Here is a 25,561-nt window from a genome sequence, read left to right as displayed (position 1 = left end):
GCGCCGCTGAGGTCGGAGCTCTCATATCACCGTTCATCTGAGTCGATCGATAGCCTCCGATGGCGACGCATGATCCACAGGCTTGCCATCCGGTGGTCCGCACTCTGGCAGCGTTCGGCCCGTCGCATGATGGAGCCGTCGGTCCGGTCCCTCCTGTCAGGAAGCGGCGGGGAGCGGATCGGTGCCCTCACTCAGGATGGCGAGATATTGCCGGTAGCTGAAGACGCGGCCGCGTTTGCGGCCGGTGACCTCCTCGACGATGCCGAGCCGCTCCAGATCGGCGAGCGCCGCATTGACCGTCGGGGCCGAGAGGCCCGTTTGCTGAACGAGCTGGTTGGCCGTCAGATAGGGATTCTGCTGAAACAGATCGTGGATGCGCAGCGCCGAGCCAGCCCGATCGCTTTCCAGCGTGATGCGTTCGCGGTCTTCCTTGAACAATGCGACGATCCGGGTGGCCGCGTCGAAGGCCTGATTGGCGGTATCCGCGACACCCGTGAGAAAGAAGTCGAGCCAGGCTTCCCATGCGCCATGCGCGCGCACCTCCTGAAGCAGGCGGTAATACTCGGCGCGATGGGTTTTGAGATAAAGGCTGAGATAGAGCAGCGGCTTGCGCAGCACGCCGTTGACGCAGAGATACAATGTGACCAGCAAACGCCCGATCCTGCCATTGCCGTCCAGAAACGGGTGGATGGTCTCGAACTGGACATGCAGCAGGCCGGCCTTGATGAGGGCGGGTAGTCGCGACCCATCTTCATGCATGAAGCGCTCGAGCGCATCCAGACAGCCATTCATCTCGGACGGCGGGGGCGGGACGAAGTGCGCATTGCCGGGACGTGTGCCGCCGATCCAGTTCTGCGAGCGCCGAAATTCGCCGGGGCTTTTCGTACCGCCACGCCCGCTTTGCAGGAGGCGCGCATGCATCTCGCGGATCAGGCGCAGCGACAGCGGCAGGGTTTCCAGGCGCTCCAGCCCATGCATCATGGCGTCGACGTAGTTCGAGACTTCGCGGATGTCGTCGATCGGTTGGCCGGCTTGCGCCTCGGTCTCGAAACGAAGCAGGTCCGAAAGGGTCGATTGCGTGCCCTCGATCTGCGAGGAGAGGACCGCTTCCTTCCTCGCATACATGTAAAGAAACAGCTCCTGGCGCGGGAGCAGCATGGTAATGCCGTCGAGACGCCCCAAAGCTCGCTCAGCCAGACTCAAGCGTTCCAGCAGGGCAAGCACGTCGATCGGCGGCTCCGGCGGCAAGGGCGGCGGCACGAAGGCGCGCACCATCTCGCCCGCAACAGGGGTCTCGACAAAGCGGCCTAGCCGGTGATCGGGCGCGGGTTCGAGCATGAGCCCACTATGGTGCTGCGATCTTATTTAAGCAATTGCCGTTCTGCTTAAATAAGGAGTGAGCTAAGGTAAGCGCCCTTAAATAAGGGGCGGGCGCCACCATGGGCGGTGACCTTCCCGCGCGGATGCGTTTTCGGCCCGTCGCATGACGGAACCGCCGGTTCGGCTACTCGCGCTGGCGAGCCAGCCAGACAGTTCGATCGCAGCTCGGATCTTCCACGGCGTGATCGACAACCGCGAAGCCGGCGGCGTCCAGCAAGGCGCGATATTCGTCCGGGCCAAGGCTGCCATGGTAGAGCGGATCGCCCTCCAATTCACCGATGGCCTGACCTTCGGCGGGTCCGCTGGTGAACATCAGCGCGGCGCCCGGCGCGGCATGAGCCTGGAAACGGGCGAACATGGCGCGCTGATCATTGGGCGAGAGGTGAAAAAAGCTGTCCCAGGCGAGCAAGCCTGCGAAACGCCGGCCCAAGGCCAGCTCGCGCATATCCGCCAGATGCGCCGGGGCGCCCGGCAGGTTGCGCTGAAACAGCGCGAGCATCGCCGGCGTGCCGTCCAGCCCCGTCACATCGAAGCCGCGCGCGATCAGCTCGCGTGCAATCGGCAGGCCGGAGCCGCAGCCAATGTCGAGCACTCCAGCCCCAGCGGGAAGCAGGTCGCAGAAACGATCGAGCCATGAACCTTCCGCCAGGCGGTCACCGCGCAGCCTGGCCCAGGCGCAGCCGTGGCGCTGGTAAACCTCGATCACGGTATCTTCGATGCGGTCCGTCATGCTCCCCACGTCTTCAGCCTAAACTGGTGCTGGAACGACCACCATAGATTGCCGTCCCGTCTCAAACCTTGAGGAGCAGGTGAGCGAGACCGATCAGTTCAATCTGCTCTGGCCGGCCAGCCGCCAGATCACGCCAAGGCAGAGGGCGTTCGTGGAATTCATGGTTGAGCATGTGCAAACGCAATAGGGCCTCCGCGCGCCGCCAAGAGCTGGCTCGCCTCCCGCGGTTGCGATTGACCCAAAGCCCATAACGACCTTTGGCGTGCAGCGATCGAGCTGCCTGGATGATGCCGCCAGATCTGCATCAATGCTCGGCAAATCCGCCCTTCGCCATCATCAGGTGATGAGCCTGGTGATGCGCGCCCTGCACCATGATGCCGATGAAACCGAGCGCCTTGAGCTTGGCAAGCGGCATGGTCTCGCTGGCGTTCACCGTCAGCTTCACGCCATCAGGCAATTCGTCAGTTTCGGCTTTCCAGCCGCTCTCCTTCAACTCTTTCACATGTGCCGGCACCATGCGCTTGATGGCCGCCAAGGTGCGGCCTTCGCCGGTCACCATGATCTCGATGCTGTCGCCGAGTATGCGCTCGCTTGCCGCTGCGCGCAGCGTAACCTCGTTCATATCGATGAGATGGTCTCGCAAGCCCGTGATATTGACCTTCGACCAGTCGGTCGCCGGATTGGCCGCGAGGATCTGCACGACCTCCTGAATGGCACCGAAGGCATCTTGTCCCGGCATCGTCGGCTCGCCACTCGCGCCGTGCATGCTGTTTGGCGTTCCTTCGCCCGTGCCTTGGCCCATTGCTGGGCCCATGCCGCCTCTGCCTTGCATCATGTGCTTGTGCATCTGGCTCATGTCGCCCGCGCCTTGCGCCATTTGGCCCGACATCATCTGGCGGTGCATGCCTGTCGGCCCGTTCATGCCGGGCGACGTCTGGGCGAAAACGAAAGCTGTTGAACCGAGGATCGTGGTCGCGGCGAGTGTCGTCTTCCAGGGAAACTTCGGCATGGGTTGGTCTCTTTCTTGATGACGCGTACTAGCCCCGGCTCACTTTCTAGCCGAACCTGCAGTTGTCACATATGATCGAGATCACATCTCAAGTGGCGGCAGCAGTACGATTCCATCTTTGACGCGCTCGATCTCGCCGGAGCGCTCGAGTGCGCTCAAGGTGCGGTAGAGCGCCTCGTGGGTCAGTCCCAGTTCGGCGGCGAGCTGCTTCAGTGTACCCTGAAGACGGACGGTCCGGTCGCTTTCGTCGGCGCTTATGCTGAGAAAATGACGCACGCGATCAAGTGCTGATCGGATATTTCGCTGTTCGATCCGGGTGCGCAGGTTCATCACCTGGCGGGCAAGGGTTGCGGTGAAAGCCTGCGCGGATTTCGGGTCGTTCTCGAACATGGCGAGCACTGCCGACTTCGGATAAACGCGAACCAGCGCGTTCGTCGAGGCGATGGCATCGCAATGATATGAGGCGGCAAACAGCGAGGCTTCGGCGATCGTCTCGCCCGGGCCTGCCACATGAAGGATGACTTCGCGGCCGGAGCGGTCGACCCGTGAGAGCCGCAGGCGACCCGCGATGACCTCGCCAAACCCCGCGGTCTTGTCGCCCAGCCGAAACAGCGCCTCACCGGATTTCAGTTTTCGGTCCGTACCAAGGGCGCGCAGCGCGGTTGGGAGCGACTTCGGGACTGACATGGAATGGTTCCCGCCTGGGCAGACGTAACGTCTTAAGGTTTGGCGCGGTGGATGATATCCACGATCGGCGCATCGCGTCATTTGGCTGAGCCGGCGCGGCGCGCGCCACAGGGAAAAGCAGGCATTTCAATGTTCAGCGCTCGGGAAACGCGGCCTCCGATCAGCCATCGACTGGCGGACCACCTGAGATCGACGGTCGCGGTCGAGCGAAGCGCGATCGGAGATCTGCGTCTGGCGGAAGTGCTGTGCTTCATCGCCGGCGCGACCAATGCCGGCGGCTTCCTGGCGGTGGGACAATACACCTCGCATATGTCGGGCATCGTCTCGTCGATCGCCGACAACGTCGTGCTTGGCAGCTTCGCGCTCGTTGGCGTCGCGCTCCTCGCGCTGACGGCATTCCTCGCCGGCGCAGGCGTGTCGGCGATCCTGATCAACTGGGGCCGCAGAAACTACAAGTCGGCGCGGTTCGCTTATCCCTTGTTCGTCGAGGCGATCCTGTTGCTCTGCTTTGGACTCTCCGGTCATTTTTTCAATGGAACGGCCGTCTTCATCACCGTCGCGATCCCCTTGCTCTGTTTTATCATGGGGCTGCAGAATGCGATGGTGACAAAGATTTCGAATGCCCGGATGCGCACGACGCATGTCACGGGCATGGTGACCGATCTTGGAATTGAGCTCGGCAAGCTGGTCTACGTCAATGTCGCGCCCGGGCGACGCCTCAAGGTCGTGGCCAGCCGGAAAAAACTGCGCATGCTGACGACGCTGATCGGTCTGTTCCTGCTCGGAGGGATCGCTGGCGCGGTCGGTTTCAAGCAGATCGGCTACATCACCACCGTTCCGCTCGCGATCGCGCTCGTGCTGCTCGCTGGATTTCCGCTCATCCTGACGCATCCGAGACCTCCTCTGGGTAAGGGCTGAGGGAAGCTCAAACGGTCTCCGAGGCGCTCGCCTGACGCCTTGTTGTCAACGAGGGCTCTTCGGGGCAGCGTGCAGGGATCGGGAGCCTGGCCATGACCATCACCATCACCGCCTTTGAACGATCCCCCGATCGCGGCAGGGGGCTGGCGCGGGACATGCGCGTGCGCTGGGCGCTTGAGGAAGTTGGCCAGGCTTACGATGTCCGGCTGCTGTCGTTCGGCGCAATGAAGCAGCCTGCGCATCTCGCGCTGCATCCCTTCGGGCAGATCCCGACCTATGAGGAGGGCGATCTTGCCTTGTTCGAGTCGGGCGCGATCGTGTTGCATATCGCCGAACGGCATGGGGGCCTGCTGCCCGGCGATGCGAATGCCCGGGCGCGCGCGATCGCCTGGATGTTTGCCGCGCTCAACACGCTGGAGCCGCCGATCTTCGAGCGCGCCCTCGCCACGATCCTCGAGCGCGACGAGCCCTGGTACGCGCAGCGCCTGCATGCGCTGGAGGACAGCATCGCGAAACGGCTGGGCGCGCTGTCCAGTCGCCTTGCCGGTGCCGACTGGCTCGACGGCGCGTTCAGCGCCGGCGACCTGCTGATGGTGACGGTGCTGCGCAGGCTGCAGGGATCGGGCCTGCTGGAGAACAATCCGAACCTCTGCGCCTATGTCGCCCGCGCTGAAGCGCGGCCGGCCTATCAGCGTGCTTTCGAGGCACAACTGGCGGTTTTCACCGCTGCGTCGGCTGAACGATAGAGAGCCGCTTCGCTTGAAAACGCTCTGGGCCGGACATCTGGCGGGTGGGGCATTGACCTCATCAGGGCACGCCGCCATATAGCTAGACAGTCTAGCCAGAGGCGCTTGCTGGCCGGACATTCTTGCTCACCAGGAGTGCTTGAACATGGAATGGCCGCTCCAGGACGCCAAGAACCAGTTCTCCAAGGTGGTGCGGAAAGCCCGGCTCGAAGGCCCGCAGATCGTCACCTTGCGGGGCGAGCGCGCCGCTGTGGTGCTCTCGGCCACCGACTACGATGCGCTGCGCGCCGGGCGGCCGACCCTGGTTGACGATCTGCTGTCCGGCCCGGCTTGGGACGACGCCTTCGCCGAGGCGGTGACGCTGCGCGCCAAGACACCGAGCCGCGATGCAGCGCTCTGATGTATCTCGTCGACACCAATGTCATCTCGGAGGCCCGGCGGGGTTCGCCGCCAGCACTGACCTGGCTGCGCTCGGTCGCTCCCGGTGGTGTCCACCTCAGCACCTTGACGCTCGGCGAGATCATGCGCGGCATTGCCCTGAAGCAAAGGTCGGATCCGAAGGCGGCCGGCCATCTTGCCGAGTGGCTACGCAGGATCCGCCATGATCATGCCGATCGCATCCTGCCGGTCACGGACCAGATCTCGGTCGAATGGGGCCGCATCGCCGCGATCCGGCCGCGCGGCGACGTCGATGGGTTGATTGCGGCCACGGCGATGGTGCACGATCTGATCCTCGTCACCCGCAATGTCGCGGATTTCGACGATACAGGCGTCTCCGTGATCAATCCCTGGGACCTCGCCTGACGCCACCGGCACTTGATCTCCCCATCCGCGAGCCGGGCTCCCGACGACAATCGACGCGTTTTGGCCCGGTTTCCGTCAGATCGGGAAGGAGACCAGGCGCGTTCCGGCCGGCAGCAGCCCGATGGCATCGCCTTGCGCGGCGATGCGGCTGGATTCCGGCGTCGTGGCACAGGTCACGAGCGTTCCGTCGGCAAGGCGCGCGTGAACATAGACCGTTGCCCCGTGGTAAGAGATGGCCTCGACGGTCGCCGTCAGTGATCCGCTTCGACCGGTCTCGGTCAGCGTGATCGCCTCGGGCCGGATGAGCACTTCGACGCGCGACGATCCGCCCGGGTGACCGCTGGCGATGGCCGGGACCGTGATGCCGGCATCGAGCGCGACCTCATGAGAGCGGCCGTCCCCGCTCAGGATGCGTCCCGGCAGGAAGTTCGCGCGGCCGATGAACTCCGCCACGAAGCGGTTTGCCGGTTGCTCGTAGATTTCGCTGGCGCTGCCGATCTGCTGCAGCACGCCATCCTTCATCACGGCGATGGTATCGGCGATGCTCATCGCCTCGCTCTGGTCATGGGTGACGAAGATCGAGGTCAGGCCGAGCTCGCGCTGCAGCCGCGACAGCTCCAGGCCCGTGCCCTCGCGCAGCTTGGCGTCGAGATTGGAGAAGGGCTCGTCGAGCAGCAGGATCGAGGGATTGATCACCAGGGCACGGGCGACGGCGACACGCTGCTGCTGGCCGCCCGAGAGCTGGCGCGGCAGGCGCTCGGCCAGCCCCGACAGCTTGAGCTTGTCGAGCATCGCGGTGACGCGCTGCTCGCGCTCGGCCCTGGCGACGCCGCGGCGGCGCAGGCCGAAGGCGATGTTCTCGGCGGCGCTCAGATGCGGAAACAAGGCATAACTCTGGAAAACCAGGCCGGTGTCGCGCTTATGGGCCGGAAGCGTGGTGATGTCGCGGGCGCCGACATGAATCGAGCCCGAGCTCGGTGCGATGAAGCCCGCGACCATCCGCAGCGTCGTCGTCTTGCCGCAACCGGACGGTCCGAGCAGGGCCAGCATCTTGCCCTGCGGAATCGTGGCGCTGATCTCGGCGACCGCGATGGCCGGCCCGTAGGTCTTGCGCAATTGGCGAAGTTCTATCTGCATGGTCAATCCCGTTGGCGCCGGAAGGCGCTCAGGAGGTGGTAGAGCAGCATCACCATGAAGGTTGCCAGGACGAGCAAACCCGAAATCGCGGCGACCGAAGGCTCGAAACCCAGTTGCACGGCCGAGTAGATCGTGACCGGCAAGGTCGGTGCGCCCGGCTCGGCCAGGAACAGGGCCAGCACGACCTCATCGAAGGAGGTGATGAAGGCCAGCACCGTGCCGGCGACGATGCCGGGCCGCACGACAGGCAGGACGACGAGGAAGAAGGCCGCGAAGGGCGAGGCCCCGAGATTGCGGGCGGCTTCCTCCAGCGAGCGGTCGAAGCGTCGCAGCACCGGCAGCGAGACCCGCAGCACATAGGGAATGCAGATGATCACATGGGCCGCGATCAGCCGCCACGATCCCTGCAGCAGTCCCGTGCGCGTGAAAAACAGCGTCAGCCCGACGGCCAGAACCAGCGTCGGCAGGATCAGCGGCGACAGGAAGATCGCCTCGAGCAGGCGCCGGCCCAGGAAGTCGTAGCGCGTCAGGGCGTAAGCCGCGGCGATGCCGATGACGCAGGCGATCAGGGCGCTGGCGAGCGCGATGCGCAGGCTGACCAGCAGCGCCGCGAGATAGCGCGTGTCACTGACGGCAGCTGCATACCATTTCAGGGTCCAGCCTTGCGGGGGAAAGGCGAGATAGCCGGTCGCGCCGAACGGCGCCACGACGACGACGAGGATCGGCAGCAGCAGATAGGCGAAGCTCAGCGCGCAGAGCAGCAGCAGGACCGCTCCGAGCGGCGAGCGCCAGGCGATCGTCATCGCGGCGCCTCCAGCTCGCCGCGTCCCTCGATCAGGGCGCCATAGGCGAGCGAGAGGCCGAGCACGACGACGAGCAGGATCGCGGCCAATGCGGCCCCAAAAGGCCAGTCGAGCAGTTCGACCGTCTGCTCGTAGATCGCGGTCGCCATCACATTGGCGCGCGCGCCGCCGACCAGGCTCGGCGTGGCGAAGGCGCTGATCGCCAGCGAGAAGACAAGCAGCGAGCCCGCGACGATGCCGCCGCGCGCCAGGCGCAGGGTCACCAGGCCCAGCGCCACGGCCGGCCGTGCTCCCAGGCTCATGGCGGCGTATTCGAGATCCCGATCGATCGACTTGAAGACGCCGTGCAAGGTCAGGACCATCAGCGGCAGCAGCACCTGCGCGAGCGCAATGATCACGCCGGTCATCGTGTACATGGTCTGGACCGGCCGATCGATCAGGCCCAGCATCAGCAGAACCCGGCTGACCAGGCCGTCCCTGAAGAACAGCACCATCCAGCCGAAGGAGCGCACCACGGCGCTGACAAGCAGGGGGAAGGTGGTGAGCAGCAGCAGCAGGCTCGCCCAGCGCGATTGCGAGCGGGCCAGGACATAAGCCGTCGGCAGCCCCAGCACGAGCGTGATCGCCGTGACAGCGATACCCATGCCCAGCGTGCGACCGAGGATCTCCCAGTAATAGCCGTCGCCGAAGAAGCGGGCGTACTGGTCAAAGCTCAGTCCGGATTTGCTGCTGGCGCTGATCGCCAGCAACGAGGCCTGAGGCCAGATGAAGAAGATCGCATAGACCAGCACGCAGGGGGCAAAGAGCAGGATCGGCACGAGTGCAGCCTGTCGGCGTACCCCTGCGCCTTGCCCTTCTGCCGTCACCGGGCGATCTCGCGATTCCAACGATCGGTCCAGGCTGCGCGCATCGCGTTGATCTTGCCCCGGTCGAGCTGGGCGAGCTTGTCGACCGCGGGGACCTCGCCTGCCAGGTCGGCGGGCAACCTGGTCTCCGGGTTCGAAGCGGTCCAGCGCATCGTCCTTGCGATCTCGATCTGCGCTTCAGGCTTCAGCATGGCGTCGATCGCCGCATTGGCCACATCCGCATTCTTGGCGCCCTTGGCGATGCAGGCGGTGATGAAGACGGCGGGGCTGCCCTCCTGCGGCGTCGCGAAGGCGACCGGAAGCCCGCTCTGCTGGATCTTGAAGGTGTTGCCGGTGTCATAGGGCATGATCCAGATATCGCCCTGGCCGAACAAGGTCGGCAGATCCGAGGCCGCCTTGAAGATGGTTTCGCTCTTGATCTGCTTCATCGCGGCAAAGCCCGGCTCGATATTGTCCTCGCCGCCGCCGAAGGCTCTGGCGAGCATGACGAGGAAGTCCATGCCGTAGCCATTGGTGATCGTGGGGAAGGCGACATGGCCGCGATATTCCGGCTTCAGGAAATCCTTGTAGCTCGTCGGCGGCGTCGCGATCTTGTCCTTGCGGTAGACGATGCCCTCGGCGATCACCGCCCAGGTCACCCAGTGGCCGTCAGGGTCCTTCAGGCCGGCCGGGATTTTCGCCAGGCGCGAGACGCCGGTGAGCGGCTGGCTCAGCCCCTCTTCCTTGGCATAGGCCTCCTGGCCGCCGGAGAACTGGAACATGTCGATCTGCGGATTGCCGGCCTCGGCCTTCATTCGGGCGAGCGCGGCGGCCGACTGCATCGGAACCTGCGTGCTCGCCGCGCCGCTCTCCTTGTCGAAGGGCGTGAAGATGGCGGACTGGATGATGTCCATCGTCGAGCCGCCGAAGCCGGAGCTGACAAGCTTCCGTCCGCTGAAGGACGGCGCCTGTGCAAAACCTCTCGATGCGGCAAGAGGTGTCGCGGCGGATGCCGCAAGCGCTGCGAGAATCTGGCGGCGGTCTGGAGTGTAGGCAGCCATGGAATTGCCCTCCGATGTGCCGGGCACTCGCCCGGGCGACGCGTGTCCGAACGATCGATGCTAGCTGTCAGGCGGGATCATAGCCTTTCGTCCCGACGAGTTCGAAGACCTGATCGCCATTGTAGATTGGCATATGCGGGCGCCTGATGGAGCCGACCCAGGCCTTGTCGACCGGGCAGTGCACGGTCTCGACGACATCGCCGAAGAGATCGACGATATCGGCGAGATGCTGGCCCTTCACGACGTCGTCGCCGGGGGCGACCTTGGGAATGAACAGGCCGCCATGGGTCGCCTTGTGGTGGATGGCGTCACCGCCGAGGCGGAAGCGCGCTGGCACCACGGGCTCGCCCGGCAGCATGCCGCGCGCCTTACAGACATTGAAGATCGCCAGCGTCAGCCGGTCCAGGTCTTCTGGCGTGACGCGCGCGCCGCCGCCGCTCTCGACGATCAGCGAAGGTTTTCCGCCCTTGGTGTAATGGGTGAAATGGCAGCCTGACAGGCCTTCCTCGAGCGAATTCCAGATGTTCGGCGAGCCGGTCGCGCGAGCCATGCGCTCGGATTCCAGGCCCTCGGGCGTACCGTTGTTGTGGAACAGCGTGTAGTGGCAGGTGATCGTCAGGTCGCCGCCGGAATGCAGATCCAGCATCGCATCCGAATGCGTCAGCGAGAGATCCAGCAGGCGGTGGGCGAGCTGATAGGACAGGTGCCCGTTCGGGTCGCCCGGGAAGACGCGGTTCAGATTATAACCGTCCTGCGGCGTCAGGCGGTTATAGCCGCGAAAGCCCAGCGGGTTCGCCAGCATCAGGCAGACGACGCGTCCCGAGAGTTGCTTCAGGTCCACGGTCCTTAGGAAGCGCTGGATGCTGAGCGGCCCGACGACCTCGGGGCCGTGGATGCAGGCCTGCAGCCACAGTGTCGGCCCATCCTTCTCGCCCTGGGCGATCAGCACCGGCGAGAGCACCGGCCCGTCCGGATAGGAGCCGAGCTCGACATGCCCGCGGGTGATCTGACCCTTCGCGGATCTGGCCGTGCCGATCATGCTCTGCTCCTGTTGCCTGGCATTGTTGCCCGCCAATCGTTGCAGGCCATGGCGTTTGGGCGCCGGCCCGCTGTGCTGTTATGGCGATGCTGTACGGGCATGAGAGCTTGCCGTACCATATCTGTCAACGGTGTTCTTGCTAATGGAACGACAATGAGCTCGCTGGAAAATGGATTGCGCATTCTCGCGCTGGTCTCCGAGGAGCGCCCGGTTCTGCGCGTCGGCGAGGTCTGTCGTGAGCTGGACCTGCCCAAGGCTTCGGTTTCGCGGCTCCTGAAGACCCTGGCCGAAGCGGGCCTGCTCGAGCGCGAGGACCGCGACCAGAGCTATGCCGCCGGCGGCAAGGCCCTGGAGCTGGCAAGCTGCTATCTGGCGCGCCACAGCCTGCTCGACCTCGTGAAGGAGGCGGTCGACGATCTCGTTCGCGAGTTCGGCTTCACCGGCCATGCCGGGATCGTCGCGGGCCACGAACGCGTCCTGCTTGCCGCTCAGCAGGGCAGCTATGCGCTCCAGCACACCGGCTCGATCGCCGAGCGCAAGCCAGCCTTCGACTCGATCATCGGACGTGCGATCCTGGCGCGGCTGAACGACGCCCAGGCGCTGGCGCAATTGAAGGCCGGCAGTGACCGCGGCGTTCTCGGCGGCATGAGCGATGCGCAGGTCAAGGCCGAGCTGGCCGAGATCCGGCGCACGCGCATCGCGCGGTCATCGAGCCTGATAACGCCCGGAATTTCGTCGATCGGCGCGGCTGTCGCCGATCCCGGCCGCAACGAGATCATGGGCTTCTGCCTGTCTTTCCCGACGATCGCTGCTGACGCTGCAACCCAGGATCGCATCGCCGCCAGCGTCATGCATCACGCAAAGGCGATCGGAGCCCGCATGAGGGACCCGGTCTGGACCAGCTGAGCTGGCCCTCCGACCTTCAACGCGGCGCCCGGCTCCAATGGTCTCCCGTTGCGTGCCGCAGTTCCGCTTTCCACCGGCGAGGCGCACGCAAAATCATGGTTCCCAGACTGGCGGACTTCCAATCGAGGTCCGTAACGCTTCGGCGAAGGCTCGCACCTTGGCACTCGGTTTTGGCAGGGCGCGCAGGAGGTAAATCCCGTCCGGCGCATCGTTCCAGGGTTCGTCGCCGGGCCGCAACCGGACCAGCTTCCCTGATCTGACATCTGGCCCGACGACCCAGCTCGATAGGAACGCGATCCCCAGGCCGGCTTCGGCGGCAGCGCGCAGGGCCTCGAAATCGTCTGAACGGAACGTCACCCCACCGTTCCCGGCATGCCCCGCCGGGCAGCCGAGCACGTCCCGCCAGCCGAGAAGATCGGCGCCATGCAGCTTGTCGAGCAAGCGGTGCGATGCGAGATCAGCCACGCTGTCTGGCGAACCCGCGCGCGCCAGATAGGCCGGGCTTGCCACCAACAGACGGGTCAGTGGCGCAAGCCTGGTGGCGATCAACGTGCTGTCGGTCAGCGCTCCCATGCGGACGACCACGTCGAGACGCTCGAGAACCGGATCGGCCAGCCGCTCCGTCAAGTCGAGCTCGACCTTGAGCGCAGGATGCTCGGCCTGCAGCGCGGCGACGACCGGCAGCACATAGCGCTTGCCGAAGGTCGGAAAGCAGGCGACCCGGAGCGTGCCGGAGACGGAACCATCGAATGCGGCGACCTCGGCGTGCGTGTCGGCCAGCTCGTCAAGCAGCCGCAGGGCTCGCTCGTGCAGCCGCCGGCCGGCATCCGTAAGCGTGAGGGCGCGCGTCGAGCGGGTCAGCAAGGCAACGCCCAGATCCGCCTCCAGCGTGTCGATCTGGCGCACGATCGCCGAAGGGGTCACCGCGCGCCGGCGGGCGGCGCCGGAAAAGCTCCCTGCTCGAACGACATCGACGAAGGTGGAGAGGAACTCGGCGAAATGGGGTCTCATCTTTGCGATCCAGGCAAAGCCGTTTGCAGGAGGTTACGGCTTATCACCGATCCCCCGCGGTCGCATGGTCCTCGCCATCAACACAGCGGCGGCGCCGGGTTCCAAGCCGCCCAACCACCAGGAACGCTGCCATGAAAGTCCTCGCCGACAAGATTCTCTCGCAATCCGCCTATTCCGCGGATATCGACGTGCCGCTCGCGAAGGTCGATATCGCCGGCTGGCTCTTTACCCTGCCGGAGGCGGAATATCTGCGCTGCTGCCCGCCCGACCATATCGGCGCCGGCACCACGACGACGGATGACGGCCGCCGGATGTCGATCAATGTCGAGATGATCGGCACGGCGCTGGTCGTCCAGCATTATGTCGCCGACGAAGCGACGGCGAGCTATTGCCGGATGAACTCGATCTCCGACGTGTTCACTCCCGTCGGGCGGACGCAGGTCAATGTTGTCTGGGAGCTGATCGCCGAGGCCATCGAGGGCGGCCGAACCCGCTACACCAACCGCGTCACCTCGCACCCCACCGATGTGTTCATGGACTTCCTCGCCGCCCACGGCCAGACCTTCGAGCAGGCGGCTGCGGCCCGTCAGGATGCGGGCGGTGACCACAACCGCCGGGAGACACCGCTCTTCGCCGCCAGCATCGCCCGCCATGCACTCAGCAAGGCGGCCGCGAAATGAAGGCGATCATGTTCGATGATTTCGGCAAGGCCGAGGTTCTCCGCCTCGCCGAAGCGCCGATGCCGGAACTGCGCCCCGGCGATCTTCTGGTCAAAGTGAAGGCTGCCGGCGTCAATCGCGCCGACCTGCTGCAGCGGCAGGGCTATTACGGCCGCCAGAGCTATGGAGAGAGCGATCTGCTCGGGTTGGAAGTGGCCGGCGATATCGTAGCCGTCGGTGGCGACATCACCGATATCCGTCCGGGCGAGCGGGTGATGGCCATCGTCGGCGGCGGCGCCTATGCCGAATATGCCCGTGTCGACCGCGGCATGTCGGTACGCATTCCCGATGACCTCGACTATGTCGGGGCGGCGGCGGTGATGGAATCCTTCGTCACCGCCTGGGAAGCCGCCGTGCATCTCGGCGGCACCGCCAAGGGCTTGGCCGTGCTCGTTCATGCGGCGGCGGGCGGTGTCGGATCCGCAGTCGTGGAGATCGCCCATGCGCTCGGCGCCCGGGTCTTCGCGACCGCCAACGCCGAGCGCCGCGCCGACGTCCTGTCCCTGGGCGCGGAAAGCGTCTTCGACTACAGGTCCGAGGATTTCGAGCGGGGCGTGCTTGAGGCCACTGGCGGCCGCGGGGTCGACGTCATCGTCGATTTCGTCGGCGGCGACTATCTCGCCCGCAACCTGCGCAGCCTCGCCCCCGGCGGACGTCTCGTGCAGGTCGGCCTGCTGGGCGGGCAAGACGACACCAGCATCCCGCTGGCTCTCCTGCTCCACAAACATCTGCGCCTCATCGGCACGGTGATGAAGTCGCGGAGCGTGGAGGAGAAGCGCGCCATGGTGAGGCGGTTCGCGGAAGGAGCTTTGCCTCTGTTCGCCGACGGCCGGCTGAAGCCGCTTGTCGGCAAGGTGTTCCCGCTCTCGAAGGCATCCGAGGCGCATCGCTATATGGAAGCGGGCGGCGGGTTTGGCAAAATCGTGCTGACCACAACGGACGACCGCTCTTAGGCGGAGCCCGAATGCCGGGAAGGAGCGCGTCGTGGCCCTTTGACAGTGCCAACGAACCGATGTGCGTCGAGCGTTTGGGTACGGCTGTCGCGCGCTTACGTTGCGTGGGTGGCTTCCCGGCGATGAGGCGAAAATCCGCTCCCAGCCGAATGAGCCTCATATGACCATCGAGGCGGTCGTCGAGTCTAGGTGCAAAGCGCGAAATGCCGGAGTGTCGTCGGGCGCCGGAGCTGGACGGCCGACGGCGGCTTGACTGACTTGTCTGCTGTGCCGCGTCGGATGATGGACCGTGTCAGCGTGCCTTCGACGCATAGCTGGCGGTCTTCGCCGCCTCATCTGCTGGCCGATAGAAATCCAGCGAGCCCGATGAGCGGATTTAGCTCATGAGCAGATCTGGCGCGCTGGAGGCTCGCTCTCGGGTAATGTGCTGGACTCCGCTCCTGGGTGCTCTGCTGCCTGAAGTGGTCGAGCGAGCGCATCGGCGGGCTGGGGTGGATCGCGCAATCAAGCGAGAGCCGTGAGGGCTTCGATCTGTCGGCGAAGCCCTCACATTCAGGCGCCAGGCCTGAGCCCGACCGCCTCTGATTTGGGGCTGTTCGCCTCAGACCTGGGCCAGCCCGCTATCGACGAAGACTTCGCCGCCGGTCATGAAGCTGCTGTCAGAGGAGGCCAGGAACGCGGCCACCGCTCCTGTCTCTGACGGGTCGCCCATGCGGCCGATCGGCGTCGTCGCCCCAAGCGCGTCCAACGCTTCCTCGCCCACGACCTCGATCGCCAGCTCCGTCCTGGTCGGCCCGGGAGACAGCACATTGACGCGGATGCCGGTACCGCGCAGGTCCAGCGCCCAGCTGCGCGCCAGGTTGCGGATCGCCGCTTTGGTCGCGCTGTAGACGCTGAACTGCGGCGTCCCCATCACGCCCGTGCTCGAGCCGGTCAGGATGATCGACGATCCCGCTGCCATCAGCGGCAGCGCCTTCTGCACCGTGAAGATCAGCCCTTTCACATTGACGTCGAAGATCTGGTCATAGTGCTCGGGCGTGATCTCGCCGAGCGGGGCGAACGACCCGGTCCCGGCATTGGCGAACAGGATGTCGAGCCCGCCGCGTTGGGTTTTGATCGTCTCGTACAGCCGGTCGAGATCGGCCAGATCGGTCACCGAACCGCTCACCGCACGCGCGTTGGGGCCGAGCTGGGTCACCGCGGCGTCGAGCGCCTCGCGTCGCCGCCCGAAGAGATAGACGAAGGCGCCTTCGTCGATGAATCGCTTGGCGGCCCCGAGGCCGATGCCGCTTCCGCCGCCCGTCACCACTGCCGTCTTGCCTTGTAATCTGCTCATGATGTGCTCCGTCACTGAAAGCTCAGAGCATTGCTTCCACGAAAAACCGGTGACCGCTTTTTCGCGCAAGGCTCTGAGGTTGCACTGAGCTGGAGGCCTACCCACCTATCGACAAGTATGCACCTTTTGGTAAGTGCCTGGAAAATGTCATCAGATCGTTCAAGCCCGACCTCGCCGCTGGCACCGACTTCGCCGCCGGTCCAGAATTGCACCCCGATATTGCCCGGCTTCACCTGCGGGCTGGACGCGACGCTGCGGGTCGTCGCCGGCAAGTGGAAGCCGCTGATCCTGTACTTCCTCGCCCAGGGCGGCCCGACGCGCTATGGCGAGCTGCGGCGGGCCGTGCGCGACGTCAGCGACAAGATGCTGATCCAGCAGCTCAAGGAGCTGGAGGCCGACGGCCTGGTGAAGCGCACCGACTACAGGGAGATACCGCCGCGGGTGGATTACAGCCTCACGCCGCTGGGCCACAGCCTGGCCGAGGCCCTCGTGCCGCTCTGCGCCTGGGGCACGGACAACCTCGCCGAGGTTACCCGCGTCTTCGCGCGGCGCGAGGCCTTGAGCGGCAGGGGCCGGCCCTGAAGAACAGGGGAGGGTGAGCCGAGGCCGGCGCCGATCATCCGCCGCGCCACCTCGGATGGCAGAGCGTATCAGCCCGCCCCGGCCGCGCTGCCGCTGCGGTAGAGCACATAGCCCGCTACGACGAAGATCAGCGCCGCGAAGATGCGGTTGAGCGTGTTCTTCTGCGCGGAGAGCCGGGTCGCCAGCAGCATGCCGACGACCCCGCCGATCACGCCGCCGCCGATGAATTCGATTGCGACCGGCCAGTCGATCATGCCCGAGAGCGCGTAGTTGAAAGCGGTCGCGAGGCCGAAGGTGCCGACCGCGAGCAGCGACGATCCCACGGCGTCGATCGTGCGCATCCCGGTCGCCAGGATCAGGGCCGGGACGATCAGGAAGCCGCCGCCGATCCCGAAAAAGCCCGATGCGCCGCCGGCGAGGACCGCGACGGCTGCGGTCGCCGCGCACATCCGTCGATCGACCGGCCGCGCCCTGCCGCCAGCCGCCTTGCGCGGCCGCAGCATCAGCGCCCCGACGACCAGCATCAGCAGGCCGAACAGGAACAGCAGGCGCTGTCCGTCCATCGCCTTGCCGAGCGTCGAGCCGACCAGAGCGCCGACAGAACCGATCAGCGCGAAGATGATCGCGCATGTCCATTGCACATGGCCCTTGCGGGCATGTCCGATCAGATTGGCATAGGCGTTGACCGAAACGGCGAGCGCGCCGGTCCCGATCGCGATGTGAGGCTGGGCGATGCCCACGGCATAGAGCAAAAGCGGCGTCGCCAGGATCGACCCGCCGCCACCCACAAGGCCGAGCGTGAACCCGACCAGGCTGCCCGAACCGATCGCAATCAGGATCTGCGCCGTCATGACCGGCTCCCGCCAGGCTGGCGCGCTGCGAGGCGGTCATGGATCACCATTCCCGCGAGCATGGCCGCAACGAAAAGCACGACCGGGGCGAGCCCGAGCGAGAGAGCGGCCAGCGCCGGGCCGGGGCACAGGCCCGCCATGCCCCAGCCGGCCCCGAAGATCGCCGAGCCCAGGATCAGGCGCGTGTCGATCGGCGTCGTCGCCGGCAGGTGGAATTCGGCCGCGAAGGCGGGCCGCCGCAACCGGCGGCGCAGGACCATCGCCGCAAAGGCGACAGCGACGGCTCCGCCCAGGACGAAGGCGAGGCTGGGATCCCAATCGCCCGCGACATCGAGGAAACCGCGCACGCGCGCGGGATCGAGCATGCCCGACAGCGACAGGCCGAGCCCGAAGACGGCCCCGGCAAGCAGCGCGACCAGAACTTGCGCGACGAGTATTTGCGCGGACGAAATCCGAGCCGGATGCATCATGGCGAAACGAGCCTCATCAGGGTGACGGTTGCGACGCCGGTCGCGAGGAAGGTGGCGACCGCGGCGATCGAGCGCGGCGACAGCCTTGCAAGCCCGACCACGCCATGGCCGCTGGTGCAGCCCGAACCCATCCGGCTGCCGAAGCCGACCAGCAGCCCGGCGATAGCGATGACCGGCAGGGAGGCCGTGATCGTCACGGAGGGCCATGCGCCCGATCCGAGCCGGTAGAGCGGCGGGCCGATCATGAGCCCGATGACGAAGGCGGCGTTGGTGGGCACCTGCGTGCCTTGCGCCAGCCGGCCGAGAATGCCGCTGATGCCGGCGACGCGGCCGTTGAGCAGCAGCAGCATGCCAGCCGACAGACCGATCAGCATGCCGCCCATGAGAGAAGGCCAGTAGGTGTTCATGGCGTGGGCTCCCGGGGGCAGAAGATGGCGTGAAGCGCGGCGACGAGGCTCGCCGCCTTCTGCTCGGTCAACCGGTAGAAGATCTGCCGGGCCTCGCGCCGGGTCTCGACGATGCCGGCTTCGCGCAGCACCGTAAGCTGCTGCGAGAGCGTCGGCTGGTGGATGTCCAGCATCTCTTCGAGCTGGCTGACGGAATACTCGCCCTCGACCAGCGTGCAGACGATCATCAGCCGGTTGGGATGGGCGAGCGTCTTGAGCAGGCCGGCGACCTCCGCCGCCCGGCTCGCCAGCTCCGCCCGGTTGATCGGCGCCTGCGTCATGAGGGCCTGTGGCACGGGAGCCTGCATCATGACGCCGCCTCGTCCCAGGTTGCTCCGCTCAAGGCATCGAGCGGGATCTTGAGATAGCGCCGGCCGTTCGCCTCCGGCTCGGGCAGGCGGCCGCCGCGGATGTTCACCTGCAGCGCATGCAGGATGAGCTTGGGCATGGGCAGCGTCTTGTCGCGAGCCTGGCGCAGGGCGACGAACGAGGCCTCGTCCTGCCCGGCGACATGCGGGTTCGCCAGCTTCTGCTGGCCGACCGTGCTCTCCCAGCGCGGCGCGCGGCCATGGGGCTGGTAGTCATGGCCCGTGAACAGCCTCGTCCCGTCGGGCAGGGCGAGAATGGCCTGGATCGAGGCCCAGAGCGCGCTGGCGCTGCCGCCGGGGAAATCGGCCCGGGCGGTGCCGGAATCGGGCATGAACAGCGTGTCGTGGACGAAGGCGGCATCGCCGATGACATAGCTGATCGAGGCCAGCGTGTGCCCGGGCGAAAACAGCACGGAGGCCTCCAGCGAGCCGAGCCTGAACCGCTCGCCATGGGCGAAGAGCCGGTCCCATTGCGAGCCGTCGGTGGCGAGGTCCGGGAGGTTGTAGAGACCCTTCCAGAGTTTCTGCACGGCGACGACCTGCGCGCCGATCGCGGTCTGCGCGCCGGTCTTGCTCTTGAGATACTGCGCGGCGGAGAAGTGATCGGCATGGGGGTGGGTGTCGAGGATCCATTCCACGCGCAGGCCCTGCTCATGGATGAAGGCGAGGATGATGTCGGCATGGGTCGTGGCGGTCGCGCCCGATTTCTCGTCATAGTCGAGAACGGGATCGATGATGGCGCAGGCCTTCGTCGCAGGGTCGGTGACGACGTACTGGATGCTGCCGGACCGCGGCTCGTAGAAGCCCGTGACCTGCGGCGCCAGGGCCGCGCGACGGTCGAGCCAGCTCTTGGCCCCGGTGAGGTCGAAGCCGAGCTTCTGGCCGAAACCGACCACCGCATCGGCCGACATGCGACCGTCCAGGACTTCGCCCAGCACATGAAGCGTCAGCGAGCGGGTCCCGCTCCTGCAATGGGCGAGCACTGGCCCCGATGCCTGTGCGAGCGCCGCGCGGAAGGCTGCCACATCGGCCTCAGTGATGGTCGGGCCGGTCACCGGGATGAAGCTGTAAGCCATCCCGGCATCGCCGGCCGCCTTTTTCTCGGCAGCCGAGCCCGGCTGCCCGGCCTCCTCACCATCGGGCCGGTCGTTGATGACGGCCTTGAACCCTTGCGCGGCAAGGGCCGGGAAGTCTGCCGTTGCGGGCTGGCCGGCGACCGAAAGCGATTCCGAGATTTTGACGAGCTTCATGACCGGCCTCCAAGGCTGGGCTGATTTTCAATATATATTTTCATATAATATATATTGATGTGATGCAAGCCTCGAAACCAGGTTCGTCCACGCGTCAGAGCACGACCACCTTCGAGCCGCTGGGGATGCGGTTGTAGAGGTCGATCACGTCCTGGTTCATCATGCGGATGCAGCCGGAGGAGACTGCTTCGCCGATCGTCTCGGGCTCGTTGGTGCCGTGGATGCGGTAGAGGGTGTCGTTGCCGTTCTTGAACAGATAGAGCGCACGCGCCCCCAGCGGGTTGCTTTCCCCTCCCGCCATCCCGCTCGACCATTTCGCATAGCGTCGCGGGTCGCGCCGGATCATGTCGGGCGTCGGCGTCCAGCGCGGCCATTGCGCCTTGCGCTCGATCGTCGCCGTGCCGGCAAATTCGAGCCCGGCCTTGCCGACGCCGACGCCGTAGCGCAGCGCCTTGCCATGCTCCTGCACCAGATAAAGGAAGCGCTGGTGCGGATCGACGACGAGCGTTCCGGGCGGATGCTTGGTCGGGTAGTCGACGAGCTGGCGCACATTGCGCGGCTGGAGATCCTCGAGATCGACCGCCGGCACCTTGAACTTTTCGGTGTCGATCGCCGCATAGCGCTGCGCGACCTGCGGCGGAATCGCCGAGTAGGAGGCCGCCATGGGCGGTTGCGGCCGGACCGTCGTGCAGGCTGCGACAGCGAGAGGCAAGGCGATGACGGCACAGCGCTTCGCCGCCTGGAGAACGCGGATCATCTGGTCTTTCCGGTAAGGCTTGAGGAGCAAGGAGACTGAGGGCGAAGCGCTGCCCTATTTCGCCGCCTGCTTGGCGCGCGCATCGGTCACGATCTGCTTGAAGCCGGCGTAATCCAGCGTTGAGGTCCGGAACGGACCGACGAGATAGGCCGGCGTCCCCTGCAGGCCGATCGAATCCGCCTGGGCCAGGTTGCGCCGCAACAAGGCGGTGATGGCATCCGCCCTGGCGCCGAGATCGGCCTGGAGGCGGACCATGTCGACGCCCGACGCCTTCACGGCTTCCAGCATCGTCTCCTTGGAAATCCGCATGCCGGGAATGCCCATCAGCGCATGGTGCACGGCGTCGTATTGGGCCTGGTAGTGGGCCGCGATTGCGAGCTGTGCACCATAGACGGAGGCCTCGGTCAGGATCGGCCAGTCCTTGTAGACGAGCCGGATCTTGCCGTCGGTCTTGACGATGCGGTCGAGGTCAGGCGCCGATTTCTTGCAGAAGGGGCAGTTGTAATCGAGGAAAGCGACGATGGTGACGTCGCCCTTCGGGTTGCCGGCGGTCGGCGCCTCGGGGTCGTTGAGGATGGCGTCGCTATCGACCTCCTGGCCCAGGGCGGCGGGAATCCCCACCAGCGCGGGACAGATCGCGGCGAGGATGCCCGATGCGCTCAGGCCGGCGAGGCGGCTGATCAAAGTTCTGCGGTTCAAGGCGGGCTCCAGGGTTGTAGAGACGGGATTTGGAAGGGAGAGGGGGGTCAGGCGCCGGCTTTCGCCAGCATCGCGGAAAAGGCGTCGACCGTGGTGGCGCCGGTCGTACGGGCCTCATCGACCTCACGGCCGCTGCCGGCGTCGATGAAAAGCAGGGTCGGCGGCCCCACGACGCCGAAGCGGTCCATCAGCGCCTGCCCATCGCTGCCATAGACGGTCAGGTCGGCGCGGATGATCGTGATCGTGTCGAGGCGGGCGCGGATCGCGGGATCACGCATCACGGTGCGGTCGATCTCCCTGCAGATCGTGCACCAGTCGGCGGTGAAATCGACCAGGATCGGCCGGCTTGCAGCACGGGCCTCGGCGAGCGCGGCATCGAAGGCTGCAGACGTCGAGACGACCCGCACAGCGGCGGTGGACTCCGGCTCGACCGCACCCGCCCCGTCGAGACGCATGGCCAGACGAAGAGGATCTTGCCGCCCCGTCGCGGCGGCCCCGACCAGCACGAGGCCGTAGAGCGCCAGAGCGACAGCCAGGAGCGGAGGCAACAGGCGCAGATGGTCGCGGATCAACGCATAGGCGCCGAACCAGGCGCCGCCCGCGATCGCCAGCAACCCCCATAGGGCGAGCGTGACGTCGGCCGGCAGCACGCGAGCCAGCATCCAGATGGCGAGCCCGATGAAGACGAAGCCGAAACCCTGCTTCGCCTTGACGAGCCAGGGCCCGGATCGGGGCAGGATGCGGGCTCCGAAGGTGCCGAACAGCACGAGTGGCAGCCCCATGCCGAGCCCGAGCGCAAAGAGCGCCGCCGCACCGCGCGCCATGTCGCCGGTCTGCGCGACATAGATCAGCGCAGCCGCCAGCGGCGGCGTCACGCAGGGGCCGACGATCAGCGCCGCGGTGAAGCCCAGCATCGCCGCTCCGCCGAGCGAGCCGCCGCGGCCGGGCTTCCCTCCCGCCAGCCGCGTGCTCCAGCTTTGCGGGAGCTGCAGATCGAAGAGTCCGAACATCGAGAGCGCCAGGGCGACGAAGACCAGGCTCATCAGCCCGAGCGCCAGCGGCGTCTGCAGCGCGATCTGGAGGTTACGGCCCGACAATGCGGCGGCGACGCCCAGCGCGGCATAGGCCAGTGCCATGGCAAGCACATAGACGCCCGACAGAACCAGGCCACGCCTGGCTGAGAGGCGCCCGCCCGCTTGCGCCAGCATGCCCGACAGGATCGGGATCATCGGAAAGATGCAAGGTGTGAGCGACAGAAGCAGGCCGAAGCCGAGGAAGCTCGCCAGCGTCAATGCGAGGCTGCCGGAGAACAGGCCGGCCGGTGCGGCTGCCGGGGCTGCGGCCGCCGGCGACCGCTCCGGGACGCCGATGGGGGCCGCCTTCGCAACGGCGCCTGTAGCCAGATCGAGACTTTTGACGATCGGCGGATAGCAGATGCCCTGTTCGGCACAGCCCTGATAGGTCACGATGATCGTGCCTGTTGCCGGCGCGCCGCCGGCGGGAATCAAAGCCTGCGTTTGGCCGTGATAGATTTCGGTCGGTCCGAAATTGAGATCGTCCTTCTGCTCGCCGGCCGGCGTGACGAGCGCAAGCCGCGTGCCGTCCGGCCGCTGCGCCTTCAGGCTTTCGCGATAGAGATAGTGACCGGGCAAGGCCGTCCATGTCAGGACCAGGCTGTGATCGGCGGCCCGCTCGACGCCCAGGCGGAAGACCTCGTCGGCCGAGCGCTGCGTGGCGGCGGATGCGACGCCCGCCAGTGTCATCAGGTAAAGGACGAGGCTGGCGAGCGCTGCGAGGAACGGACGGGACATGGCGGCCTTCGTTCGGTTGAAGCCGCCATCTCGACAGCGCAGCTTAAGCCAGCCTTAAGGCTGGGCTGGTCGATCGCGACGACAGGAGCCAGATGCATGCGCATTCTCGTGATCGAGGACGACCCGGTTCTGGCCGACGGTCTCAAGGTCGGCCTCGGCCTCGCCGGCATGACGGTGGATTGCGTCGACAGCTGCGCGGATGGGCGCGCGGCGCTGGCGACATCGGCCTTCGATGCGGTCGTGCTCGACCTGATGCTGACTGACGGCTCCGGTCTCGACCTGCTGCGCGAGATGCGCGGGGCAGGCGACCGGACCCCCGTCCTGCTGCTCACGGCGATGGACGAGACATCCGACCGCATCCGTGGACTCGACACCGGGGCCGACGATTATCTCGGCAAGCCGTTCGATCTCGATGAGCTCGGCGCCCGCGTCCGTGCCATCGCCCGGCGAGGCTTGGGGCGGGCCTCGCCTTGCCTTGCCGCCGCAGGAATCCTGCTGGACCCCGCGGTCCTGTCGGCGACACTGCACGGCGCCCCTCTCTCGTTGTCCCGTCGGGAATTCTCGGTGCTGGCGGCCTTGATGGAGCGGCCCGGCACGGTGCGCTCCAAGGCCGAGATCGAGGACCGGCTTTATGGCTGGCAGGAGGAGATCGAGAGCAACGCGGTCGAGGTCCATATTCATCACCTGCGCGCCAAGATCGGCCGCGAAGCGATCGAAACCGTGCGCGGCCTCGGCTATCGGATCAGGGTGACGCCATGACCTCCTTGCGTGGTCGCCTCTTCGCGATCCTGTTGAGCGCGACCGGGGTGATCTGGCTGTCGGCCGTGCTGTGGATCTATGTCGGGACGCGAGGGGAGTTGGAGCACGTCCTCGACACCCGTCTGCAGGAGGCGGCGCGCATGGTGAATTCGCTCGTGGCCAGCGCCGATATCACGGCTCCCGCCGCCGTTCTGCCGAGCCTGTCCGCGGAATCGTCGGGATATGAGCGGCAGCTTTCCTGTCAGATCTGGTCGCTCGACGGCCGTCTGATCGCTCGGTCGAGCAGCGCCCCCGACAGCCGCCTGACGGAAGCGGAATCGGGCTTTTCCGACCGTGTCGTCGATGGCGAGACCTGGCGCATCTATACCATCGCCAACGCCACCACCGGTGCGCGGGTCATGGTCGGGGATAGGCTCGGCCTGCGCGATCGCCTGGTCTCGGATCTGATCAAGGGGCTGCTCGCGCCGGCCCTTCTGATCGCACCGCTGCTTGCCTTGCTGATCTGGATCAGCCTGGGGCGAGGCCTGCGGCCGCTGCGGACGATGGCCCGGGATGTCGGCGGGCGAGATGCCGACGATATGAGCCCGATCGATCCCGTGCGGGCGCCGGCCGAGGTCAAGCCGCTGATGCAGGCGTTGAACGGTCTGTTTGCCAAGGTCGAAGCGGCCCGGCGGCACGAGCGCGAGGTCACGGCTTTCGCGGCGCATGAACTGCGGACGCCGCTTGCGGGGCTCAAGACCCAGGCGCAGATCGCGATGAGCGCCGGCGACTGCGCGGTCAGGCAGGGGGCGCTGCAGCAGATCGTGCTTTCCGTCGACAGGACCACACGCCTCGTGCGCCAGCTGCTGGCTCTGGCGAAGCTCGACGCAACTGCCGAGCCGCACGCGCGCGAGCCCGTCACGGTCGGTGACGTCTTCGACGAGATTGCGGCTACGGCACCCGCTCCGAAGTCAGATGTCTCCGTCGCGATCGAGCCGGCGCTGCGAAGCCTGACCATCGTCGCCAGCCGCGAACTGCTGACCCTTGCCCTCCGCAATCTCCAGGAGAATGCCGTCCAGCACACGCCCTCGGGCGGCACGGTAACCTGGCGCCGGGCTGCAGCCGGAACAGGCATCATCATCGAAGACGAGGGGACGGGCATACCCGAGGATGAAATGCCTCTTGTCACGCAACGATTTTTCCGCGGCCGCAACAGGAGCGCGATCGGAACCGGTCTGGGGCTGGCAATCGCCGATGCAGCCGTGCGGCGCATGGGTGGACAACTCCGTCTCGCCAACCGCCGCGACCATGGCGGCTTGGAAGCAACCGTCCAGATGGCGCCAGACACCCGCAGTTGATCTGCTTTGTCGCAGATGCGCGCCACTTGGTCTGGGCTGCATTGGGTTTGTCGGGCGGCTCAGCGCCGTGAAATGGAGAGATGACGAGCAAGACGACCAGCTTCCGCCTGAGGCTGGCGTCCGCGTGGCGTGGATTCCGGAGCATGG

Annotated in this window: 28 protein-coding genes and 1 pseudogene; 10 read left to right on the top strand and 19 right to left on the bottom strand. The window is 66.2% G+C overall.

Features of this window, described 5'->3' with window-relative positions; all coding sequences use genetic code 11:
- Positions 1 to 156 precede the first annotated feature (156 nt).
- The 4 genes from CYD53_RS10750 to CYD53_RS10730 form a co-directional block, all read right to left on the bottom strand.
- Positions 157 to 1,338, bottom strand: coding sequence for a Fic family protein (locus CYD53_RS10750; protein WP_103718092.1), 1,182 nt, complete (start codon positions 1,336 to 1,338; stop codon positions 157 to 159).
- 166 nt (positions 1,339 to 1,504) lie between these two features.
- Complete coding sequence (locus CYD53_RS10745) at positions 1,505 to 2,110, bottom strand: class I SAM-dependent methyltransferase (protein WP_103718091.1); 606 nt, start codon at positions 2,108 to 2,110, stop codon at positions 1,505 to 1,507.
- Positions 2,111 to 2,414: 304 nt separating this feature from the next.
- Positions 2,415 to 3,119 carry a hypothetical protein gene (locus CYD53_RS10735; RefSeq protein ID WP_103718090.1) on the bottom strand — a complete coding sequence of 235 codons (705 nt, stop codon included), beginning with the start codon at positions 3,117 to 3,119 and terminating at the stop codon, positions 2,415 to 2,417.
- 81 nt (positions 3,120 to 3,200) lie between these two features.
- Positions 3,201 to 3,806 (bottom strand): Crp/Fnr family transcriptional regulator, encoded by a 606-nt coding sequence (locus CYD53_RS10730; RefSeq protein WP_181011805.1) that lies wholly within the window; start codon positions 3,804 to 3,806, stop codon positions 3,201 to 3,203.
- Between the two features lie 129 nt (positions 3,807 to 3,935).
- Between CYD53_RS10730 and CYD53_RS10725 the strand changes: the two genes are divergently transcribed.
- From CYD53_RS10725 to CYD53_RS10710, 4 genes are all read left to right on the top strand, one after another.
- Positions 3,936 to 4,724 (top strand): YoaK family protein, encoded by a 789-nt coding sequence (locus CYD53_RS10725; RefSeq protein ID WP_103718088.1) that lies wholly within the window; start codon positions 3,936 to 3,938, stop codon positions 4,722 to 4,724.
- 92 nt (positions 4,725 to 4,816) lie between these two features.
- Positions 4,817 to 5,470, top strand: a complete 654-nt coding sequence (locus CYD53_RS10720) for a glutathione S-transferase family protein (protein ID WP_103718087.1) — start codon at positions 4,817 to 4,819, stop codon at positions 5,468 to 5,470.
- 145 nt (positions 5,471 to 5,615) lie between these two features.
- A complete protein-coding gene (locus CYD53_RS10715; protein ID WP_103718086.1) occupies positions 5,616 to 5,870 on the top strand; it encodes a type II toxin-antitoxin system Phd/YefM family antitoxin in 255 nt (84 codons plus the stop codon).
- Complete coding sequence (locus CYD53_RS10710) at positions 5,870 to 6,274, top strand: type II toxin-antitoxin system VapC family toxin (RefSeq protein ID WP_103718085.1); 405 nt, start codon at positions 5,870 to 5,872, stop codon at positions 6,272 to 6,274. Before CYD53_RS10715 ends, CYD53_RS10710 begins: the two co-directional genes overlap by 1 nt.
- Before the next feature lie 75 nt (positions 6,275 to 6,349).
- Here CYD53_RS10710 and CYD53_RS10705 read toward each other — a convergent pair whose 3' ends face one another.
- The 5 genes from CYD53_RS10705 to CYD53_RS10685 form a co-directional block, all read right to left on the bottom strand.
- Complete coding sequence (locus CYD53_RS10705; RefSeq protein ID WP_103718084.1) at positions 6,350 to 7,411, bottom strand: ABC transporter ATP-binding protein; 1,062 nt, start codon at positions 7,409 to 7,411, stop codon at positions 6,350 to 6,352.
- Positions 7,412 to 7,413: 2 nt separating this feature from the next.
- On the bottom strand, positions 7,414 to 8,214 hold the full coding sequence (locus CYD53_RS10700) for an ABC transporter permease (protein ID WP_103718083.1): 801 nt from the start codon (positions 8,212 to 8,214) through the stop codon (positions 7,414 to 7,416).
- A complete protein-coding gene (locus CYD53_RS10695; RefSeq protein ID WP_103718082.1) occupies positions 8,211 to 9,032 on the bottom strand; it encodes an ABC transporter permease in 822 nt (273 codons plus the stop codon). The genes CYD53_RS10700 and CYD53_RS10695 overlap by 4 nt, the downstream gene beginning before the upstream one ends.
- A gap of 44 nt (positions 9,033 to 9,076) precedes the next feature.
- Entirely contained in the window at positions 9,077 to 10,120 is a 1,044-nt protein-coding gene (locus CYD53_RS10690) for an extracellular solute-binding protein (RefSeq protein WP_103718081.1), read from the bottom strand.
- A gap of 67 nt (positions 10,121 to 10,187) precedes the next feature.
- Positions 10,188 to 11,159, bottom strand: coding sequence for a succinylglutamate desuccinylase/aspartoacylase family protein (locus CYD53_RS10685; protein ID WP_103718080.1), 972 nt, complete (start codon positions 11,157 to 11,159; stop codon positions 10,188 to 10,190).
- A gap of 153 nt (positions 11,160 to 11,312) precedes the next feature.
- Between CYD53_RS10685 and CYD53_RS29905 the strand changes: the two genes are divergently transcribed.
- Complete coding sequence (locus CYD53_RS29905; RefSeq protein WP_181011804.1) at positions 11,313 to 12,065, top strand: IclR family transcriptional regulator; 753 nt, start codon at positions 11,313 to 11,315, stop codon at positions 12,063 to 12,065.
- A 93-nt stretch (positions 12,066 to 12,158) separates the two neighbouring features.
- Here CYD53_RS29905 and CYD53_RS10670 read toward each other — a convergent pair whose 3' ends face one another.
- A complete protein-coding gene (locus CYD53_RS10670; protein ID WP_103718078.1) occupies positions 12,159 to 13,076 on the bottom strand; it encodes a LysR family transcriptional regulator in 918 nt (305 codons plus the stop codon).
- Between the two features lie 131 nt (positions 13,077 to 13,207).
- Between CYD53_RS10670 and CYD53_RS10665 the strand changes: the two genes are divergently transcribed.
- Entirely contained in the window at positions 13,208 to 13,756 is a 549-nt protein-coding gene (locus tag CYD53_RS10665) for a hypothetical protein (RefSeq protein WP_103718077.1), read from the top strand.
- Positions 13,753 to 14,748, top strand: a complete 996-nt coding sequence (locus tag CYD53_RS10660) for an NAD(P)H-quinone oxidoreductase (RefSeq protein WP_103718076.1) — start codon at positions 13,753 to 13,755, stop codon at positions 14,746 to 14,748. The genes CYD53_RS10665 and CYD53_RS10660 overlap by 4 nt, the downstream gene beginning before the upstream one ends.
- A 601-nt stretch (positions 14,749 to 15,349) precedes the next feature.
- Here the strand turns inward: CYD53_RS10660 and CYD53_RS10655 are convergent.
- The gene (locus CYD53_RS10655; protein WP_181011803.1) at positions 15,350 to 16,084 is read right to left on the bottom strand and encodes an SDR family NAD(P)-dependent oxidoreductase; all 735 of its coding nucleotides are present in this window, start codon (positions 16,082 to 16,084) and stop codon (positions 15,350 to 15,352) included.
- Between the two features lie 144 nt (positions 16,085 to 16,228).
- Here CYD53_RS10655 and CYD53_RS10650 point away from each other — a divergent pair, with 144 nt between their 5' ends.
- Positions 16,229 to 16,666 carry a winged helix-turn-helix transcriptional regulator gene (locus tag CYD53_RS10650; protein WP_103718074.1) on the top strand — a complete coding sequence of 146 codons (438 nt, stop codon included), beginning with the start codon at positions 16,229 to 16,231 and terminating at the stop codon, positions 16,664 to 16,666.
- A 68-nt stretch (positions 16,667 to 16,734) separates the two neighbouring features.
- Here CYD53_RS10650 and CYD53_RS10645 read toward each other — a convergent pair whose 3' ends face one another.
- The 8 genes and pseudogenes from CYD53_RS10645 to dsbD form a co-directional block, all read right to left on the bottom strand.
- Positions 16,735 to 17,517 (bottom strand): sulfite exporter TauE/SafE family protein, encoded by a 783-nt coding sequence (locus CYD53_RS10645; RefSeq protein ID WP_103718073.1) that lies wholly within the window; start codon positions 17,515 to 17,517, stop codon positions 16,735 to 16,737.
- The gene (locus CYD53_RS10640; RefSeq protein ID WP_245928186.1) at positions 17,514 to 17,987 is read right to left on the bottom strand and encodes a YeeE/YedE family protein; all 474 of its coding nucleotides are present in this window, start codon (positions 17,985 to 17,987) and stop codon (positions 17,514 to 17,516) included. The genes CYD53_RS10645 and CYD53_RS10640 overlap by 4 nt, the downstream gene beginning before the upstream one ends.
- Positions 17,984 to 18,394: a YeeE/YedE family protein gene (locus tag CYD53_RS10635; RefSeq protein WP_103718072.1), complete on the bottom strand. Its 411-nt coding sequence runs from the start codon at positions 18,392 to 18,394 to the stop codon at positions 17,984 to 17,986. The genes CYD53_RS10640 and CYD53_RS10635 overlap by 4 nt, the downstream gene beginning before the upstream one ends.
- Positions 18,391 to 18,741: a sulfite-sensing transcriptional repressor BigR gene (bigR, locus tag CYD53_RS10630; protein WP_103718295.1), complete on the bottom strand. Its 351-nt coding sequence runs from the start codon at positions 18,739 to 18,741 to the stop codon at positions 18,391 to 18,393. The genes CYD53_RS10635 and bigR overlap by 4 nt, the downstream gene beginning before the upstream one ends.
- A complete protein-coding gene (gene blh, locus CYD53_RS10625) occupies positions 18,741 to 20,051 on the bottom strand; it encodes a bifunctional sulfur transferase/dioxygenase Blh (RefSeq protein ID WP_103718071.1) in 1,311 nt (436 codons plus the stop codon). Before blh ends, bigR begins: the two co-directional genes overlap by 1 nt.
- 97 nt (positions 20,052 to 20,148) lie before the next feature.
- Positions 20,149 to 20,808, bottom strand: a pseudogene (locus CYD53_RS10620) (L,D-transpeptidase); the annotation flags it as partial.
- Between the two features lie 54 nt (positions 20,809 to 20,862).
- Positions 20,863 to 21,456, bottom strand: a complete 594-nt coding sequence (locus CYD53_RS10615) for a DsbA family protein (protein ID WP_425428284.1) — start codon at positions 21,454 to 21,456, stop codon at positions 20,863 to 20,865.
- A gap of 98 nt (positions 21,457 to 21,554) precedes the next feature.
- Positions 21,555 to 23,318 carry a protein-disulfide reductase DsbD gene (gene dsbD / locus CYD53_RS10610; protein ID WP_103718068.1) on the bottom strand — a complete coding sequence of 588 codons (1,764 nt, stop codon included), beginning with the start codon at positions 23,316 to 23,318 and terminating at the stop codon, positions 21,555 to 21,557.
- A 96-nt stretch (positions 23,319 to 23,414) separates the two neighbouring features.
- Between dsbD and CYD53_RS10605 the strand changes: the two genes are divergently transcribed.
- Both CYD53_RS10605 and CYD53_RS10600 read left to right on the top strand, forming a co-directional pair.
- A complete protein-coding gene (locus tag CYD53_RS10605) occupies positions 23,415 to 24,077 on the top strand; it encodes a response regulator (protein WP_103718067.1) in 663 nt (220 codons plus the stop codon).
- Positions 24,074 to 25,414, top strand: a complete 1,341-nt coding sequence (locus CYD53_RS10600; RefSeq protein WP_103718066.1) for an ATP-binding protein — start codon at positions 24,074 to 24,076, stop codon at positions 25,412 to 25,414. Before CYD53_RS10605 ends, CYD53_RS10600 begins: the two co-directional genes overlap by 4 nt.
- Positions 25,415 to 25,561 lie beyond the last annotated feature (147 nt).

This window comes from Allobosea psychrotolerans, assembly GCF_002917105.1.
GTDB classification, from domain to species: Bacteria; Pseudomonadota; Alphaproteobacteria; order Rhizobiales; family Beijerinckiaceae; genus Allobosea; species Allobosea psychrotolerans.
Note: the sequence above shows the minus strand (reverse complement) of the source record. Positions and strands in the feature narration are given on the sequence as shown.